Source organism: Paenochrobactrum pullorum (assembly GCF_041929845.1).
GTDB lineage: Bacteria > Pseudomonadota > Alphaproteobacteria > Rhizobiales > Rhizobiaceae > Paenochrobactrum > Paenochrobactrum pullorum.
In genome coordinates this window covers 1075472-1093156 of sequence record NZ_JBHEEH010000001.1, presented here as the reverse complement: position 1 = coordinate 1093156, position 17685 = coordinate 1075472, and the positions used below count along the sequence as shown (strand labels likewise).

Annotated in this window: 16 protein-coding genes and 1 tRNA gene; 5 read left to right on the top strand and 12 right to left on the bottom strand. The window is 47.6% G+C overall.

Annotated elements, in window-relative coordinates; all coding sequences use genetic code 11:
• Nucleotides 1-284: 284 nt before the first annotated feature.
• The 4 genes from JNC77_RS05205 to rpoZ all read right to left on the bottom strand — a co-directional run bounded on the left by JNC77_RS05205 (nucleotide 285) and on the right by rpoZ (nucleotide 4669).
• A complete protein-coding gene (locus JNC77_RS05205) occupies nucleotides 285-1049 on the bottom strand; it encodes a Crp/Fnr family transcriptional regulator (RefSeq protein ID WP_374830067.1) in 765 nt (254 codons plus the stop codon).
• A gap of 157 nt (nucleotides 1050-1206) precedes the next feature.
• Nucleotides 1207-1785 (bottom strand): orotate phosphoribosyltransferase, encoded by a 579-nt coding sequence (gene pyrE / locus JNC77_RS05200; protein ID WP_374830065.1) that lies wholly within the window; start codon nucleotides 1783-1785, stop codon nucleotides 1207-1209.
• An 8-nt stretch (nucleotides 1786-1793) separates the two neighbouring features.
• Entirely contained in the window at nucleotides 1794-4040 is a 2247-nt protein-coding gene (locus tag JNC77_RS05195; RefSeq protein ID WP_374830063.1) for a RelA/SpoT family protein, read from the bottom strand.
• Between the two features lie 224 nt (nucleotides 4041-4264).
• The gene (gene rpoZ / locus JNC77_RS05190) at nucleotides 4265-4669 is read right to left on the bottom strand and encodes a DNA-directed RNA polymerase subunit omega (protein WP_374830061.1); all 405 of its coding nucleotides are present in this window, start codon (nucleotides 4667-4669) and stop codon (nucleotides 4265-4267) included.
• 425 nt (nucleotides 4670-5094) lie between these two features.
• On the opposite strand from rpoZ, the gene JNC77_RS05185 reads away from it, so the two are divergent.
• Entirely contained in the window at nucleotides 5095-5688 is a 594-nt protein-coding gene (locus JNC77_RS05185; RefSeq protein WP_374830059.1) for a LabA-like NYN domain-containing protein, read from the top strand.
• Nucleotides 5689-5716: 28 nt separating this feature from the next.
• Complete coding sequence (locus JNC77_RS05180; RefSeq protein WP_374830057.1) at nucleotides 5717-6364, top strand: uracil-DNA glycosylase; 648 nt, start codon at nucleotides 5717-5719, stop codon at nucleotides 6362-6364.
• Nucleotides 6365-6402: 38 nt separating this feature from the next.
• Here JNC77_RS05180 and smpB read toward each other — a convergent pair whose 3' ends face one another.
• From smpB to JNC77_RS05165, 3 genes are all read right to left on the bottom strand, one after another.
• Nucleotides 6403-6879: an SsrA-binding protein SmpB gene (smpB, locus tag JNC77_RS05175; protein WP_374830055.1), complete on the bottom strand. Its 477-nt coding sequence runs from the start codon at nucleotides 6877-6879 to the stop codon at nucleotides 6403-6405.
• Nucleotides 6880-6955: 76 nt separating this feature from the next.
• Nucleotides 6956-7837, bottom strand: coding sequence for a 4-hydroxy-tetrahydrodipicolinate synthase (gene dapA, locus JNC77_RS05170; RefSeq protein WP_374830053.1), 882 nt, complete (start codon nucleotides 7835-7837; stop codon nucleotides 6956-6958).
• A gap of 283 nt (nucleotides 7838-8120) precedes the next feature.
• A complete protein-coding gene (locus JNC77_RS05165) occupies nucleotides 8121-8279 on the bottom strand; it encodes a hypothetical protein (RefSeq protein WP_374830561.1) in 159 nt (52 codons plus the stop codon).
• Between JNC77_RS05165 and JNC77_RS05160 the strand changes: the two genes are divergently transcribed.
• On the top strand, nucleotides 8209-10260 hold the full coding sequence (locus tag JNC77_RS05160) for a lytic transglycosylase domain-containing protein (protein WP_374830521.1): 2052 nt from the start codon (nucleotides 8209-8211) through the stop codon (nucleotides 10258-10260). The two genes, JNC77_RS05165 and JNC77_RS05160, sit on opposite strands and share 71 nt — an antisense overlap.
• Nucleotides 10261-10440: 180 nt before the next feature.
• Here JNC77_RS05160 and JNC77_RS05155 read toward each other — a convergent pair whose 3' ends face one another.
• The 3 genes from JNC77_RS05155 to JNC77_RS05145 form a co-directional block, all read right to left on the bottom strand.
• Nucleotides 10441-11253 (bottom strand): helix-hairpin-helix domain-containing protein, encoded by an 813-nt coding sequence (locus tag JNC77_RS05155; protein WP_374830051.1) that lies wholly within the window; start codon nucleotides 11251-11253, stop codon nucleotides 10441-10443.
• Nucleotides 11254-11518: 265 nt separating this feature from the next.
• Nucleotides 11519-12163, bottom strand: coding sequence for a BON domain-containing protein (locus JNC77_RS05150; protein ID WP_374830049.1), 645 nt, complete (start codon nucleotides 12161-12163; stop codon nucleotides 11519-11521).
• Between the two features lie 181 nt (nucleotides 12164-12344).
• Nucleotides 12345-12434 (bottom strand) — tRNA-Ser (locus tag JNC77_RS05145).
• Between the two features lie 569 nt (nucleotides 12435-13003).
• On the opposite strand from JNC77_RS05145, the gene JNC77_RS05140 reads away from it, so the two are divergent.
• The gene (locus JNC77_RS05140) at nucleotides 13004-14083 is read left to right on the top strand and encodes a porin (protein ID WP_374830047.1); all 1080 of its coding nucleotides are present in this window, start codon (nucleotides 13004-13006) and stop codon (nucleotides 14081-14083) included.
• A 393-nt stretch (nucleotides 14084-14476) separates the two neighbouring features.
• Nucleotides 14477-14833 carry a DUF423 domain-containing protein gene (locus JNC77_RS05135; protein WP_374830045.1) on the top strand — a complete coding sequence of 119 codons (357 nt, stop codon included), beginning with the start codon at nucleotides 14477-14479 and terminating at the stop codon, nucleotides 14831-14833.
• Between the two features lie 102 nt (nucleotides 14834-14935).
• Here the strand turns inward: JNC77_RS05135 and JNC77_RS05130 are convergent, their stop codons facing one another.
• Nucleotides 14936-15949 (bottom strand): endonuclease/exonuclease/phosphatase family protein, encoded by a 1014-nt coding sequence (locus JNC77_RS05130; protein ID WP_374830043.1) that lies wholly within the window; start codon nucleotides 15947-15949, stop codon nucleotides 14936-14938.
• Nucleotides 15950-16076: 127 nt separating this feature from the next.
• On the bottom strand, nucleotides 16077-17579 hold the full coding sequence (locus JNC77_RS05125; protein ID WP_374830041.1) for an AMP nucleosidase: 1503 nt from the start codon (nucleotides 17577-17579) through the stop codon (nucleotides 16077-16079).
• Nucleotides 17580-17685: the final 106 nt, after the last annotated feature.

The window sequence follows — 17685 nt, the reverse complement described above, 5'->3', positions numbered from 1 at the left end:
TGCCAATACAGAAAGCTGATGTGCAGCACAAGACATCGAGATCATTAGAATATTAATGATAATCATAGCAGCACAGAACGTCATCATCAGCCTCTTGAAGACTATAAAAATATTTCCGGCAGTCACAATGTATCAAGTGCCGGATTCAATTTCCTACAATCATGGAACCTATGGGATGATAGTAAGCAGCGATGAAATATTCAGCATTGATCACAATCAATCCATGCGGCGCAATAATATTAAATATAATTAATCTGTGAAGAAGCGAACAGAAGCACAGCAGATCAGGCGTTTGCGTTACCCATCAAATGGTCAATATCAAGACCGGCAACTGCTGCCAGCGAACGATAAGACATAATTTCCACCGTATTGGCATCAATCAGATGGATCAGTCCTTGTGTCTTTAACTTGGTAAAGCTGCGACTAACCGTTTCAATGGTTAAGCCCAGATAATCGGCAATATCAGTGCGGTTCATTGCCAGATGTACCGGATTGGTGGTGCCATTGGCCTGCGGGCGATTAGCCAGCAACAACAGAAAGCTCGCCAATTTTTCAACCGGCGCCAAACGACCAAGGATCATTTGATTATCATGCGCCTGACGCAGCGCAAATTTGGTCATTTCGTAAAGACGTTCTTTCAGCTGCGGATAACGCTCCATCAAAGCATTCATCTCGCGGTCTGAAAACGAACAAAGGACAGATGGCACCACCGCTTCCACGGTTTGCGAATGCACATCATCATCGGCAAGACCCAAATAACCACCCGGAAACAAAAAACCGGAAATCTGACGGCGGCCGTCAGGCAGTGATGTATAAAGACGCAGCATACCCGAGGTTAAACTATAGACGCGGTTTTTTTCCTGGCCCTCTTCCACCAACATTTCATTGGCGCCAAGCTGTTTAGAGCTCATTATTGCTTCGAGCGCATCCAGCTCATCCCCGTCAAGCGCTGCACAAACCGCAAGGTGACGCACACAGCAATCGGCACAGACGCTGCATGTTTCACGTTTCGATTTTTCTGCTGGATGGCATGGCAACGCTGAAGACACTATTTAATCACCCTTGTATAACTATTACAAAATCAGGTTATTTTTATTAAATACAAGTAGCATAATTCTAACAATTTGTCAGAAAACACAATGAATTGCGAGATAATTCTTATCCCACAATTCCAATTATCAATATTTACGCAAAAAAGTATGCGTTTTAAATATTACGGCTACCCGGTTTGACCGCCGGAATGGCCGCCAATTCAGGTGGCAAGGCATCGGCCGAATAAGCAGGTACCGCATATTCGGCGAGCGCGATCAGCTTCGTGCCAACATCGACCTTACCAGCTGAGCGGTCAACGATACAAGCAGCAGCTACGACTTCAATGCCGAGATCTTCCATGCAGGTAATTGTTTCCCGAATAGACAAGCCAGTTGTCACGATATCTTCAACGATAACAACGCGCGAGCCTTTCGGCACATCAAAACGGCGCAAACGGAAAACGCCATTCTCGCGCTCGACCCAAACTGAAGGCACGCCTAAATGGCGCGATGTTTCATAGGACGGGATCAGCCCGCCGATTGCAGGGCCGACCACATAGTCAATCCGACCCAGACCAGCTGCTTTAATTTTTTCAGCCAATGCTTTGCACAGTTTTTCTGTTTTATCAGCGTGCATGAAAACACGAGCTTTTTGTAAGAAAACGGGACTACGCAAACCTGAGGTGAGGATAAAATGGCCTTCAAGGATGCCGCCCGCCTCACGAAAGACGGCCAAAACGTCATCGGTGTTCATATTTTTTCCTATCCGTTCACGCGGCTGGCGCTGGAAACGCAAGCGCTTTCTTTAAGTTGTGAAATAATCCGGTTGAGATGTTTCAAATCCCAGACTTCTACATCGATCAATAATTCAGTAAAGTCCGGCGCTTTGCGGATCATCGACAAATTGTGGATATTGGTGTCATTGGCAGCAATAATCTGCGCAATTTCCGCCAAAGAGCCAGGTGAGTTGATTGCCGAAATGCTGATACGCGCCGGAAATCTTTCGTGCATTTCACCATCAATATCCCAACGGATATCAATCCAACGTTCCGGCTGATCGTCATAGGCAGTCAGAGCCGGTGACTGGATCGGATAAATGGTGATGCCCGACCCGGGCTGTAAAATACCGACAATGCGGTCGCCCGGCACCGCCCCTTCAGGCGCAAAACGCACCGGCAAATCAGAATTGGCGCCACGAATCGGCAATGCATTTTTGCCGGGTTTTGCTGTTGCGCCCTCACCGTCCACCTCGGTTCCGCCTTCCGGAACTTTAAAAATCATTCCGGCCGCATTTTGAATATTGAACCAGCCTTTTTCACCGGTTTGAGGCGGGGTCTGTGTTGTCACACGCGTATCCTGATAATCAGGATAAACAGCTTTTACCACATCCGCAGAAGGAAGCTCACCGCGCCCGACTGCTGCCATCACATCTTCAACATCCTTACGTGCCAGACGCGGCAGCCCCGGTTTTAAAATATCCTTGCTGAACGGTTTACCGGCACGCTCAAAAGCGCGCTCCAATATACGCATGCCAAGGCCGGAATATTGCTTGCGCACAGCCGAACGGGTGGCGCGGCGAATGGCCGAACGCGCCTTACCGGTTGCAACCAGCGATTCCCATGCAGCAGGTGGCACCTGCGCCTTGGAGCGGATGATTTCCACTTCATCACCATTTTTCAGCTTGGTCATCAGGGGCATGATGCGACCATTAACCTTGGCACCCACACAACTGTCACCGACATCGGTATGAACCGCATAAGCAAAATCAATCGGCGTTGCACCACGCGGCAAGGCAATCAAGCGACCTTTTGGTGTAAAGCAGAAAACCTGATCCTGAAACAATTCCAGCTTGGTGTGTTCGAGAAACTCTTCCGGATTATCGCCTTCCGACAAGGTCTCGATAGTCTGGCGCAACCATGCATAAGCATTGGTTTCTTTCGAAATTGAAGTGCCGCCATTGGTCGGCGTTCCGCTGCCGCGATCTTTATAGATCGAGTGTGCCGCAACACCATATTCAGCCACATCGTCCATGGCACGGGTGCGGATTTGCAGTTCTACGCGTTGGCGGGATGGCCCGACAATGGTTGTATGGATCGAGCGATAATCGTTTTGTTTCGGTGTCGAGATATAATCTTTAAAACGACCCGGCACCATCGACCAAGTACTATGAATGATACCCAAGGCGCGATAACAATCCTCAACAGTATCGACAACGACGCGGAAACCGAAAATATCGGAAAGCTGCTCAAAAGAGAGCGCTTTCGTTTCCATTTTGCGGAAAACCGACCACGCTTTTTTCTGCCGGCTTTTCACTTCCGCCTTGATACCATTGGCCGCAAAAAGCTCGGATAAATCGCTTTCGATCTTCTTCAGAATACCTCGGTTTTTTTCCAAAAGCTCTGCCAAGCGGTCGGTCACCGCCCGCCATGCTTCCGGATTGATATAGCGGAAAGCCAGCTCCTCCAGCTCTTCACGCATATCCTGCATACCCATGCGTCCGGCTAGCGGTGCATAAATATCCATGGTTTCCTCAGCAATACGCAGACGTTTGTCTTCACGCATCACGCCAAGTGTGCGCATATTGTGCAAACGGTCAGCAAGCTTGACCAAAAGCACCCGCACATCATCCGAAATTGCCAGCAATAATTTGCGCAAATTTTCGGCTTGAACGGCTTTTTTAGAAACCAGATCCAGCTTTTTAAGCTTGGTCAGCCCTTCAACCAGCTTACCGATTTCGGGGCCGAAAAGCTGATCGATTTCAGCGCGTGTTGCATCGGTATCCTCAATAGTATCGTGCAGCAAGGCAATGGCAATCGTTGCCTCGTCAAGGCGCATATCGGTGAGGATTGCAGCTACTTCCAGCGGGTGCGAGAAATAAGGATCACCGGAAGCGCGCTTCTGACTTCCGTGTTTTTGCATGGCATAAACATAGGCCTTGTTGAGGAGCGCCTCGTTTACATCTGGCTTGTATCGCTGCACGCGTTCCACAAGCTCATATTGGCGCATCATCGACAGAAACTCCTATACAAAAACAAACACATCCGTGCTTTTAAAGTAAACCATGCATTTCTACTGACAAGTGTATTTTTCCAACACCATCAGTTATTATTATATAAGTTCTTATATGCGATCTACACAGCAGCCAGCATAAGTCAAAAAAATGCGCCACAAGCAAAAGCTGCGGCGCATATCAAAAAACTCAACGACCGGCCGTGACCGGCAGTATAAATTTATTAGAAGTCGTCGCTTTTTTCCGGAGCAACCAGACCTTCAATGCCGGCCAGCAATTCTTCTTCAGACATTTGATCGAAGACGACTGCTTCTTCTTCACCGGCTTCTACAATACCTTCAGCTGTGGCATCAATGCTACCGGTCAACAATGCAGTTGGTGCGGCTTCAGGTTCGTCCACTTCCACATGCTTCTGCAGTGAATGGATCAGATCTTCCTTCAGATCATCAGGTGAAAGTGTTTCATCGGCGATTTCGCGCAATGCAACAACAGGGTTTTTGTCGTTATCGCGATCGACGGTAATCTGTCCGCCTTGCGAAATCTGGCGTGCACGATGACTGGCAAGCAGAACCAGCTCAAAGCGGTTGTCTACCTTGTCTACGCAATCCTCAACGGTGACGCGGGCCATCAGTGGTCCCTTTCATAATACTATCTTTAACGAAATTTGTCTGCACATAACGCGAAATCCGAAAAAAAACAAGTAAAAGCCGCGCGAAACAAGCCGCACGCCCTCATTTTTGCAAGCCGCGATATATTGCACAACCAATTTTTTTATTTCGTCTGGAGTTTAACAGTCACCATCAATGTTAGCAAGCTGGGCAGAGCTCAAGCAAAGTCTTATAAAAAATAGTTCAATTATCAACATTTAAGCCCTTACAATTAGGGCAAATCAACCTAAGGTTGCTTGTATTTCTGTATATTCCCCTTAGAAAATAAAGGCCAAGACGTAAGTTGCACCAAAAAGTTCTTTTGACGTCGCCATTTATATGTTTCACGAAGGCCATCCAGTTGAACTGGTTTTTAGGCCCATGCCTGTAGAGTGGATTTTTACATATGTTCGATTCCCGTGAAAAGATCGCCCTTTTCATTGACGGCGCTAATCTTTATGCAGCCTCCAAAACACTTGGTTTCGACATTGACTATCGCAAATTATTAAAAGCATTTCAAAACCGTGGCTACTTGCTGCGTGCTTATTATTACACAGCATTGGTAGAAGATCAGGAATACTCGTCAATTAGACCTTTGATTGATTGGCTGGATTATAACGGCTACAAGGTCATCACCAAGGCTGCCAAAGAATTTACCGACGCAACCGGACGTCGCAAAGTCAAAGGCAATATGGATATCGAGCTAACCGTCGATGCAATGCAATTGACCGATGCCATCGATCATTTTGTTATCTTCTCCGGTGACGGCGATTTCCGTTCACTGGTTGAAGCATTGCAGCGTAAAGGCCGCAAAGTCTCCATCGTTTCTACACTGACGACACAACCTGCAATGATTTCTGATGAATTGCGCCGTCAGGCTGACCATTTCATCGATCTCGTTTCACTGAAATCTGAAATCGGCCGTGAAATGTCCGAACGTCCGCAACAGCAGCAAGCACCTCGTTTGGCGGCTGACGAAATGGAAGACGACGATTATTGATCGCGTACCGATCAATTGAAGGGTTCCAATGATACATCCTTCACATGATTGTGCTATTTGTCCGCGCTTGCATGATTTTTTACAAGAATGGCGCATTAAAGAACCGGAGTGGCACAATGCTCCGGTTCCGCCTTTTATGCCTGTTGGCGGCGATGACAGTCTCAGCCTGATGATTATCGGACTTGCCCCTGGTTTGCGAGGTGCCAATCGCACCGGCCGACCGTTTACCGGTGATTATGCCGGTGATCTTCTCTACAGCACTTTGATTGATCTTGGTTTTGCCCGTGGCAAATTTGAAGCTCGTATTGATGACAGTCTCGAACTGTTGAATACGACAATCATCAATGCCGTGCGCTGTGTTCCACCTGAAAACAAGCCAACTGCGTCAGAAGTTAATAACTGCCGTCAGTTTTTAAAACCCGCCCTATCCGGCTTTAAAAATCTGCGCGCCATTGTTACGCTTGGCACGATCGCGCATCAATCGACGATCCGCGCGCTTGGACAACCGGTTGCAAAACATAAATTCGGTCACGGCAATGTAACTGATATCAATGGCATCCGGATTTTTTCCAGCTATCACTGCTCGCGCTATAATACCAACACAGGTGTGCTAACCGAAAAAATGTTCCGTGACGTTTTTACCAATGTGCGTGAATACATAAACGCCGGGATTTAATACCGGCGCTCAAACAACATCAAATTTTAAGTAAAAACTTAGCCTTTATCGCGTAGCAGGCGTGATTTTTCACGATTCCAATCGCGCATTTTCTCGGTTTGGCGCTTGTCGTGCAATTTTTTACCGCGTGCAACCGCCAGTTCCAGCTTAACCCGGCCGCGATCATTAAAGTACAATTTCAAAGGCACAATAGTCATACCATCACGCGAAACAGCATTGAAAAGGCGCGCCATTTCACGACGGCCCACCAGCAATTTACGTAAGCGGCGCGGATCATGATTGAAACGATTGCCTTGCGTATATTCCGGAATATAGGAATTGATCAGCCAAAACTCACCATTTTCAAAGCTTGCGTAACTTTCAGCAATATTGGACTGATTGGCGCGAAGTGATTTCACTTCCGTACCCGTCAGCACAAGTCCTGCTTCCAGCGTGCTCACAATTTCAAAGTTAAAGCGCGCACGACGGTTTTCCGCAATTATTTTACGCACTGTGGGTGTTTTTGGCTTATTCATAATATGGTTATATAATACCCGTCATGCAGATTAAAAGCGCCTTTCAGCAGAAAGGCGCTTTTTCTGTCTGTCTATCTTAATTAATCAAGCCAGCATGCTGCATGGCACGATCAATGGCAAGGCGTGTCGCCTCTTCCACCTGCACCATTGGCAAACGGACGACAGGCTCGATCAACCCCAAACGCGACAACGCATATTTAGGACCGGCCGGATTTGGCTCCAGAAACAGCGCCTTATGCAATGGCATCAAGCGATCTTGGTACTCCAGCGCTTTTGAATAATCACCGCTCAAACATGCAGTCTGAAATTCGGTGCAAAGGCGTGGCGCGATGTTGGAGGTCACCGAAATGCAACCATGACCGCCATGTGCATTAAAGCCTAAAGCCGTGGCATCTTCACCCGACAATTGGATGAAATCTTTGCCGCAAACCGCACGTTGTTCGGACACGCGCTCAATACGGCCGGTTGCGTCCTTAACAGCCACAATATTTTTGTGGTCAGCTACCAAACGCCCCATGGTTTCCGGCAACATATCAACAATAGAACGACCCGGAATATTGTATATAACAATCGGCACGGAAATTTCACGCGCAATTGCAGAGAAGTGTTCGTAGAGACCACGCTGATTAGGTTTGTTATAATAAGGTGTGACAACGAGAACCGCGTCCGCGCCCGCTTTTTCAGCATGCTGCGCCAGTTCAATCGCTTCATGTGTATTGTTCGAACCGGCACCTGCAATGACCGGCACGCGCTTGTCCGCGACTTCAATACAGACTTCAATGACCCGCTTATGCTCGTCATGCGAGAGCGTAGGTGTTTCACCGGTTGTACCGACAGGCACCAAACCATTGGTGCCCTCTTGAATTTGCCAATTCACGAAGGAGCGGAAGGATTTCTCGTCAAATGCACCATCACGATCGAATGGCGTAACGAGTGCGGTGATTGAGCCCTTCAGCATCAATATACTCCTGAGAGATAAATGTTAATAACCGTCGGAGAACCCGACGAAAGCGGTCGCACCATAGTATTGCCACAAGAATGGAGCAAGCAAATTTACGGCTGCACAGGCGTTAGTTATCCGATCTTATTCATAATGGTTTGTTAACGATGCCTTCATGGATAAAAATTATACTAAAAAAGTAAAACTTCCCCTGCCCTGACAAGTCGGTCAACTTCACAAAGAACACCGGCTAATGATATGGCTTAAGTAATCTGGTTTGGTTCAATATGAGTATAGTTGATCAAAGAGCACCGATCTGGCGCAAAATCCTCCTCGCAGGATGCAGCCTGATGCTTTGCATGCCGACAGCCACATCTTTTGCGCAACCTTTGCCGCCCACAGATGTACCAACGCCGTTTGCGCGCCCGCCGTTGCCAACGCCGTTTGCACCTTCAGCCACACGCGAATCTCCGATCAATTTGGTGACACCGCAACCGCGCCCGTCATTACAGGATCAGGTTATCACATCCAGTGTACCACGCGCCAGCAATCCGGCTAATGTCAGCGGCACCTTAAAAGCGGCACTGGATGCTCTGGAAAGCAAAAATGCTGCCCGTACGATAGCCATTAAAAACAATATGGCGCGCGGCAGCATTGACCGGCAGATACTTGCATGGGTGATTGCAACCTCCAATGCCGACGGAATTACCAGCGCCGAGATCGCTGCATCTGCAGCTGAATTACAAGGCTGGCCGGGCATGGCTGCCATTCGCAATAATTCCGAGCGCGCATTGGCAAAAGAAAAATTGCCGGCGCAACAAGTCATTGGAGCCTTCGGCAATAGCCGCCCTCAGACCACCGAGGGCATTATCACCTTAGCGCGCGCTCACAAAGCCACGGGCAACAAGGTGAGAGCCAGACAATTGCTGGCTCCGTGGTGGTTAAATGCACGTCTTTCTCAAACTGAAGAGCAATCCATTTTACGCGAATTTTCTGATACTTTAACGCGTGATGACCATCTCAACCGGCTAATCCGTTCACTGTATAGCGGGCGGATGCAGTCGGCTGCCAATCTGGCAGGCCCTGCACAGGCACAATCACTTTATCAGGCTTATTTGGCTGTATCCCGCAATAGTGCTGATGCTGCACAAAAAATCAATGCTGTTGACAAATCATGGCACAAGCATCCGTCTTATTTGCTGGTCAAAGCACGTTATCTTCGTCGTGCCGAACGCTTCAGCGATGCAGCAGAGATTATGATCAAAGCACCAAAGGACGCTAAAACATTGGTGAATCCGGATGCATGGTGGACAGAAAGGCGCGTTTTATCTCGCGAATTGCTTGATATCGGCAAGCCTAAGCTCGCCTATCAAGTCGCAGCTGCCCATGCGGCAGAATCACCAGCGATGGCTGCAGATGCAGAATTCCACGCAGGCTGGTATGCACTGCGTTCATTAAACGATCCTAAAACTGCTTCAAAACATTTTGCCCGCATTGCCGAAATTTCATCAGGTGCAATTTCAGCCTCACGCGCTTATTATTGGCTGGGTCGTGCCGCAGAAGCTGGTGCAGGCGGCAATGCCGGTAATTATTATCAGCGTGCCGCTCATTACGGCACAACATTTTATGGCCAGCTGGCCGCTGCCAAACTTGGCCAGTCAACCTTGCAATTGCCCTATCCGAAACCAACCAATGCTGATCGCGCCAATTTTGCCAATCGTCCGGCTGTACAAGCGATCAAACGGTTAGAAGCGGCCGGTTACAGCACCCGTGCCGATGCGCTCTATCGCAATCTGGCACAAGAAATCTCCAGCGTTGGCGAATTAGCTATGCTCGCAGTGATGGCTGAGCAAAAAAACAATCATTATCTGGCTTTGCGAATCGGAAAAGCGGCAGCTGCCCGCGGTCTTGATGTGGGAGCACTTTCCCATCCACTCGGTGCGATACCAAATCACGCGAATATCAGCGGTTCCGGTAAAGCGCTCGCTTATGCGATTGCACGTCAAGAAAGCGAGTTTAACACCTCAGCTGTATCAAGTGCCGGCGCTCTAGGCTTGCTGCAGCTCCTTCCGGGCACTGCCAAGGGCGTGGCAACACGTGCAGGCCTCACCTTCACGCACGCCAAACTCACTAATGATTCTGCTTATAATGCAACCCTGGGTGCCCATTATTTAAGTGAGCAACTTGGCCGCTTTGATGGTTCCTATATCCTAACCTTTGCCGGTTATAATGCAGGCCCTACCCGCGCCAATCAGTGGATCGCCAAGTATGGCGATCCGCGTGGCCGCTCTATTGAAGAAATTGTCGACTGGATTGAACGCATTCCTTACCCGGAAACCCGTAATTACGTCCATCGCGTGATGGAAAATTACGAAGTTTACAAGGCACGTTTAACCGGCACAGCAAATATCAAAGCCGACCTGATTAACGGTCGTCGATAGACAAAAGAAAAGGCGACTTCGGGAAATTCCGAAGCAGCCTTACTTTTTAGAGCATGTCTCCCAAAAGCGGGCACCGGTTTTGGGATAAAGACATTCGTAAAAACAAAACGCTAGAGCGAGCACAGTGGATACGATTAAGTGCGACACGCTCTAGCTCTGTTATAAAATCAATTTGAATAATCAATCTGCTTTTTGCGAAGCTGACTTTGCTTTAGGTTTAGCTGTTTTCACCGCTGCCTTTTTTACCGATGCCTTAACTGTTGCAGCTTTTGTGCGTGGCTTGCTGGCAGATGTCTTTTTAGACGTTGCTTTTTTAGTGGATTTAACCAGCGTTTTTTCGCCAAGTTTGCTTAAAGCAGCAGCTTGTTCCACCCATTCCTCGCGCTCGACGCGTCCGGGGAAATTAAGCTTCTTTCCAATCCAGATTGCATTATCAGCATCCCATGCAGCCAGCTGTTCATAATGATAAATCCCCAAAGCCTGAAGTTTGCTTTGCAAAGTGGGGCCAATGCCCTTGATCTTCAACAAGTCATCCGGCTTATCATCACGCGCAGCCTCAAGCAGTTGTGGTAAGCCTACTTCAACAACCGGTTCGGGCTCCTCAACGACAACTAGTTCCGGGATATGAACTTCTTCCACCGGAGCCGGTTCAGAAATCAGTTCCTCTATAACACCTGAAGATACCTCGGTCTTTGTTGCAGTCGAATCCTGCGCGATAATTTCTTCAACTTTGACGGGTTCAACCGTTGGTTTAGTTTCCACGGCTTTCGCGTTTTCGTCGTCAGTTTTTACTTCAGGCACAGCCGGAACCGGCATTTGAACTTTATGCTCTTGTTTTTCCGATGTTAATTTTACGGCCTCAACCTGTTGCTCAGGTTCCGGTACCACATGTTCACTGTTAGCTTTACGCTTGCGGGCAAAAGCCCCGAATAAACAACCGATAACGAACACCGCAGCAATCAATAAAGCGAGCTGCAAAATAAGGTGAGGCATTACTTCTTCCCCCAGATTAACATCTTTAAGTCAGAGTGAGATAGTGCTTCATAATTTACGAGCCGCTGATCGACTGCAAATAAATCTGTTTTACTTTTTATTTCCAACTGCCATCCAGCCTACCAGAAAACCAATGCACAAAGCCAGTAACAAGACATACCAGAATGTCTGAACAAGATAGAGCATAAACGACCTTTCGTGTCTTACGAATAGTGTTTTAAATATCTAAAAAACAACGATCACAGCATATTAAGGCAACCAAAGTTCAAGGTTGTGCAATAAAGCGCTGCCCGATTTCAGCTCCTTCCGGCAAAGAATTATTCAATGCATTCTGCAAGCGGTAATAATCCAGCCGGTTATTCGCATCACCATCAATATTTAATCGCATATCAATCAGGGCAATTTTCCCTGATTTGAGAAAAGCAGATTGTAAAATAGCAAATTTAACCAATGTAGCATAGTTATCTGGCTCGCCACGCGCCAAAGCCATCTCATCCATTACCATCATGGAAGCTGCATTCTCTTCCATGGTCAGCATCAACTCGTCACGCAATTGACTGGTTGGCACATGGCCGCTCAAAATAATGCCGTCACCATTCTTCTCGATTTGAAATGTATAAGGAGCAGCTAAAGGCAAAAGTGAAGTGAGATTCTCAATTTCACGAATCCCTTCAATTTTACCAGCTGCTTCGAGTGCTAATTTTTGTGCGGCTTCATCAGGCGCAACACCGCGCAATGTCAGGTCACGCCCTTCAACGCTGAAACTTGTCCAGTCATAAGGCTGCAATACGATCTGGGTGCGTTGCGCGAGTTCGGCCTCCAATGGTTTAATCCCAAACCACAAGGCAACCGCGGTCAGGGTAACAGTACAAACCCAACCAGGCCAAAACCATTGTTTCAACGCAGACATCCCTTCTCTCGATGATTCTGATAAAGATTAAGCAATAAGGAGATCAATAAAGAGAATCCAGTTTTGCCTTTTGAAAAACTGTTCAAAGACGCACGAATCAACTGATTTTTTGAAAAATATGGAGAGTTCAGCAGAAACAACTATTCTGCTCATTCTATTAAAATCAAGATGTTTGGGAAAATGGAGGAGAGGATGGGATTCGAACCCACGAGACCCTCACGGGTCTACTCCCTTAGCAGGGGAGCGCCTTCGACCACTCGGCCACCTCTCCGGTACAGGCCAGATAGCTGGTTAATTCACTAAGTTCAAGCAATTTAAAGTTTTATCTTCAAAATTTTTAATTCCGCACACATATATCTGACAGAAATGACAGGTGAAGCGCATGACTTAAGATCTGCCTTAAGCCAATCATGCCTGTAGACCGTATATATAATAATGTATCTTCCAGAAAATTTGCTGATGCAAATCACTCAAAATTCAAGCTCATCAGCATGAGGGCTTTCAAGTGATTTGCGCGATTCCGGCAGATAGACATGGCTTTTACCAGCCCAATGCGCTTTGAAACTGTTAAGAACCGTTAACTTCGATTGCTAATTCCTTAATAAATTCTGCAGTGATAGCTAAATTCGTGTCTTTTGTGCAACAAGCCCCCTCCATAGAGACATGAGTAAGCCGTCAGAGTTGTTTTCCCAGTTGCATCAAAATTCGGGCGGAGTATCTTCACATCAGAAAGGGGCGCGCTTCGGGGCGACTTTTTCAAACAAGGGGATGGGGACAGGTTGTCCTTCAGCCAAAAAGAAATGCCCAAACCCGTTTTTAAACTTTGACTGGAGGTCAGAAATGAACATCAAGAGCCTTCTCCTCGGCTCCGCTGCAGCAGTTGTAGCAGCTACCGGCGCAAACGCAGCCGACGCAATCATCGCACCAGAACCAGAAGCTGTTGAATATGTTCGCGTTTGCGATGCATACGGCGCTGGCTACTTCTACATTCCAGGCACCGAAACCTGCCTCCGCATCGGCGGCTATGTACGTTACGACGTTAAGGGCGGCGACGATGCATACAACGGCGGCAAGCGTGAAGGCTGGGACAAGCATGCACGTTTCGCACTGCAGGTTCGTACCGCTTCTGAAACAGAACTCGGCACACTCGGCACATACACTGAAGTTCGCTTCAACTACAATGCTGATGCAAGCGGTGACGACTACTCAGCAGACAAGAGCGACCGTTACGGCAACGATACACGCGGTTCCGTTCTTGAATATGCGTGGATTGACCTGTCCGGCTTCCGCGTCGGTCTCGGCAAAACCATGTTTAAAGAATTCACCGGCTACCTCGGCGACATTCTTAACGATGACGTAATTTCTGAAGGTTCGTTCACACGTACCGGTCAGATTGCTTACACCTTCTCCGGTGGCAACGGCTTCTCCGCTGTTATCGCTGTTGAACAAGGTGGCGGTGACTACGTAATCAACGAATATGTTCCACACGTTGTTGGTGGTCTGAAATTCGCTCAGGGCTGGGGTTCGATCGCAGCTGTTGTTGCTTACGACTCAGTTATCGAAGATTGGTCAGCTAAAGTACGCGGTGACGTAAATGTAAGCGACCAGGTTTCCCTGTGGTTGATGGGTGCTTATGCAGCTGACAAGACAGTTGACCAGGCATACGGTAGCTTCGGTGGTAAGTGGGCTGTTTGGGGTGGTGCCGCATTCAAGGCAACCGACAAAGCAACCTTCAACATCCAGGCTGCAACAGAAGACTTCGGTAAGACCTCTGTTTCTGCTAACGTAGCTTACGAACTGGTTCCTGGCTTCAAGATTACTCCTGAAGTAACTTGGACACGTTTCAAGAACAACGGTCACTACGATGTTGCTAAGAAAGACAACGTACAGGGCATGCTTCGCTTCCAGCGTTCTTTCTAATCAGACCTTGGTTTGATAATAAGGCGCCAGTGATTTTCACTGGCGCTTTTTTTGTTTCAAATTATATTTCAGTATCTTTTATATTCACGAATTCTGCTGGCACCGATCACATGACGATGATTATTTCTTAGGTGCCAATTCAAACTTCTTCCTAATAAAATAGTTGGCAAGCGGAGAGTAACTTTGCTTTCCAATGTTCAATTCTCAGCACTTAAGTTTGATTTGAAAATTTAATGTCGCTGCTAAGCACAAAGAATAACAATTAATTGCTTTTAAGAATTGCATAACTATGCGCTATTAAATAGGAGGCTAGATCCATAGGGCTCTGATAGGCGTGGGCTCGCGTGTTTTGCTATATTCTGAAACTTTACGAGCTAATAACCGAGGCATAAATTGACTGTGAAAATTAATCGTTATTTTTCAACAATTGGTGGATTAACCGGTGCTTTAGCCCTGATCGCCTATGCAGGTGCGGCGCATAATGATACCGGCAATTTGAATACAGTCGCCCCTATTCTCTTAGGCCACGCTCCTGCTTTCCTTGCTCTGTCAATTTTAAGTGGCCAAAGCCGCACCGCAACGATCGGTGGCTCAGCTATCATTATTGGTCTATTGCTATTTTGTGGTGACTTGCTTGCCCGCGATATAATGGGACAAAGACTTTTCCCGTTTGCGGCCCCCACCGGTGGCACTATTCTCATTCTGGGATGGCTCATCACATCCATGAGCTGCTGGTCAAAATGTAAATAGAAAGCCGTGCGTTCAATTTAGCGGCAAATGCAGTTAAAGTCATCAAGCTGACAGCCTGAGACAGGCGGCCTACTTTTGGCGCTAAAATCACTAATCAATAGTTTAGCGCTGAACTATCTGTGCGTCCGAATCTTCTGATGGTTCAGCTGTAGTTGGCAAAGTAAACTTCATGTACAATGGTAAGTGATCAGAGCCGACCTCATCCAATGTCTTTGCCTCTTCGATGAAAATGTTGGCACTAACCAAAATATGATCAATCTGCACTCCAAGCCATTTAGCCCAACTGATCGGCAATTGTTTCAGCATCCATGTTGCGCCGATGCCGCGCACATCATATGTATCTGACGCTTGCGTCATACGCGCCAGCGCATGACTCCAGCTGGTCGCATTATAATCGCCGGCAATAATTAGTGGATGCTTCATAGCCCGCAAAGAAGGCTCAATCTTCTTTAACTGTTCCGGCTGTTGTTTCGGCCACGGCCATGACAAATGCAGCGAGGCAATGGTTGCAATCTGCCCGCCAAAATCAATCGGCACCGCTGCCAATACACCATCATCGACACAAAGGCGCTCGGCGCCCTCAATGAATGGCCTTCTTGATAAAATGCCAACACCCCATGAATTTGGATAATCCTTACACAATAAATGGTAAGGATAACGGCCTTCCAAAATTTTCAGCCATGGTTCCCAATATTTGGAGGCCTCCTGATATGTGATCACATCCGGATTTTGCTGACCAATCATTTGCAGAACACGTTGTGGCTCCGGATGATCGTAAAGCAGGTTGATCTGCACCAGACTATAAGTTGCGCCTTCTATCTTCTTTGACTCCGGCAATTCAATACCGGATAGCTGATCGCGCAGAATTTCAAGCGTTGTTGCAAAACTTAGAACGCAAAACAGACAGAGCAACAAAGCTTCCCGTTTAAGACCTGTCAACAAAAGTGGTAATGAAAACAGCAGCAGAGCCACCGACAAATGTGCGCGAATATGCGAAAATGTATCAAGCGCGGGATGCACTTCTCCAAAAAAACCGAGCACCAGTGGAATCGTTGCAAGAACCGCAACAATAAAAGCTGCAAAGCTTAATGATGAAGTTTTTTTTGTCGTACGCATAAAACTGTCTTCTCCCCCAAAATGAGAGCAAATCTACAAAGTAAAACGGCTTAGATTAAGCTGAAGTGCCTTCCGGGTTTTTTATAACCATGAGATTGGCACGAAAATCCGGACGTCATTTTATCAATTACTGGAACGCAGTTTCGTAGAAGCTGCGTAATTTGCGCGAATGCAACCGCTCTTGCGGCATGGCTGCAATTTTTTCCATCGCTCTGATGCCGATATGCAAATGCTGTGCCACTTGACGCTGATAAAATTCGGTCGCCATACCTGGCAGTTTCAACTCACCATGCAATGGCTTGTCTGAAACACAAAGCAAAGTGCCATAAGGCACACGAAAGCGGAAACCATTGGCCGCGATGGTGGCAGATTCCATATCCAAAGCTATAGCGCGGGATTGCGAAAGTCGCTGTACAGGACCGCGTTCATCCCGCAGCTCCCAGTTCCGGTTGTCGATAGTCGCAACCGTACCGGTACGCATGATGCGTTTCAAATCATAACCTTCAAGACCGGTGATTTCTTCCACCGCATCTTCCAGCGGCACCTGAATTTCAGCCAGAGCCGGAATTGGTACCCACACAGGCAGATCATCATCAAGCACATGATCTTCCCGCACATAAGCATGTGCGAGCACATAATCACCCAATTGTTGACTGTTGCGCAGACCAGCACAGTGACCAAGCATCAACCATGCATGCGGACGAAGCACAGCAATATGATCGGTAATGGTTTTGGCATTGGATGGCCCCACACCGATATTGACCATGGTGATGCCGGAATGATCATCTCTTTGCAGGTGATAGGCTGGCATTTGCGGCATACGGGATGCGGGTGTGCCAATTGTGGGCTCACTATCGCCAGCCAACGTCACCAAATTACCCGGCTCGACAAAGCGTTGATAACCGCCACCGCCCCCCGCCATCAGCTTGCGGGCATAGTTGCAAAATTCATCAATATAAAATTGGTAATTGGTAAAAAGCACATAATTTTGAAAATGTGCCGGACTGGTCGCTGTGTAATGTGCTAAACGTTGCAGCGAGTAATCAATGCGTTGCGCTGTAAAAGGCGCCAGCGGCATCGCCTCACCCGGTATCAACTCGATATCACCATTGGCGATCTTATCATCTGTGCTGCTTAAATCAGGCACATCAAAGAGATCACGTAAAGGATGTGCAAAAGCAGTGGCAACTGAGCCATCCACATGTGTGCCTTCGAGAAAAGCAAAATGCAGAGGAATGGGTGTGGATGATTCCTGCACTATGACACCGACATTGTGATTACGCATCAACAGACGGATTTGTTCGATCAGATAATGCTCAAAAAGGTCAGGGCGGGTAATGGTCGCGGTGTAATCACCGGGCGCAGAAACATGACCATAGGCCAAACGCGTATCCACATGAGCAAAGCTGGTGGTGGAGAGTTTCAACTCCGGATAGAAGGCGCGATAGCGACGCGCCGGGAGTTTGCCTAAAGCTACCTTTTCAAACGCATCACGTAAAAAGGCAGTATTACGTTCATAAAGCTTGCGCAGTGCAGCGACGGCAGCACGGGCATCGTCAAAATTTTCCGGTGCAGCCAAAGGCGGCGTTACGATTTCGGAAAGAAAAGGAAGATCGATTTTGTTTGTCATGGCTTACTATATAGCGAGTCGAGCCACAACGGGGAGTATATAGATGTATAATTTTATGCCGCGCGTTGGAGACTAACAAAAATAACCAATCCAGCAGCACTGATTT

What these genes read in the sequence shown, in the direction of transcription:
- JNC77_RS05140 (WP_374830047.1), top strand. Translation starts at nt 13,004, where the DNA reads ATGAACATCAAGAGCCTTCTCCTCGGCTCCGCTGCAGCAGTTGTAGCA.
- JNC77_RS05180 (WP_374830057.1), top strand. Translation starts at nt 5,717, where the DNA reads ATGATACATCCTTCACATGATTGTGCTATTTGTCCGCGCTTGCATGAT.
- JNC77_RS05150 (WP_374830049.1), bottom strand. Translation starts at nt 12,163, where the DNA reads ATGTCTGCGTTGAAACAATGGTTTTGGCCTGGTTGGGTTTGTACTGTT.
- pyrE (WP_374830065.1), bottom strand. Translation starts at nt 1,785, where the DNA reads ATGAACACCGATGACGTTTTGGCCGTCTTTCGTGAGGCGGGCGGCATC.
- smpB (WP_374830055.1), bottom strand. Translation starts at nt 6,879, where the DNA reads ATGAATAAGCCAAAAACACCCACAGTGCGTAAAATAATTGCGGAAAAC.
- JNC77_RS05130 (WP_374830043.1), bottom strand. Translation starts at nt 15,949, where the DNA reads ATGCGTACGACAAAAAAAACTTCATCATTAAGCTTTGCAGCTTTTATT.
- JNC77_RS05155 (WP_374830051.1), bottom strand. Translation starts at nt 11,253, where the DNA reads ATGCCTCACCTTATTTTGCAGCTCGCTTTATTGATTGCTGCGGTGTTC.
- dapA (WP_374830053.1), bottom strand. Translation starts at nt 7,837, where the DNA reads ATGCTGAAGGGCTCAATCACCGCACTCGTTACGCCATTCGATCGTGAT.
- rpoZ (WP_374830061.1), bottom strand. Translation starts at nt 4,669, where the DNA reads ATGGCCCGCGTCACCGTTGAGGATTGCGTAGACAAGGTAGACAACCGC.
- JNC77_RS05125 (WP_374830041.1), bottom strand. Translation starts at nt 17,579, where the DNA reads ATGACAAACAAAATCGATCTTCCTTTTCTTTCCGAAATCGTAACGCCG.
- JNC77_RS05185 (WP_374830059.1), top strand. Translation starts at nt 5,095, where the DNA reads ATGTTCGATTCCCGTGAAAAGATCGCCCTTTTCATTGACGGCGCTAAT.
- JNC77_RS05195 (WP_374830063.1), bottom strand. Translation starts at nt 4,040, where the DNA reads ATGATGCGCCAATATGAGCTTGTGGAACGCGTGCAGCGATACAAGCCA.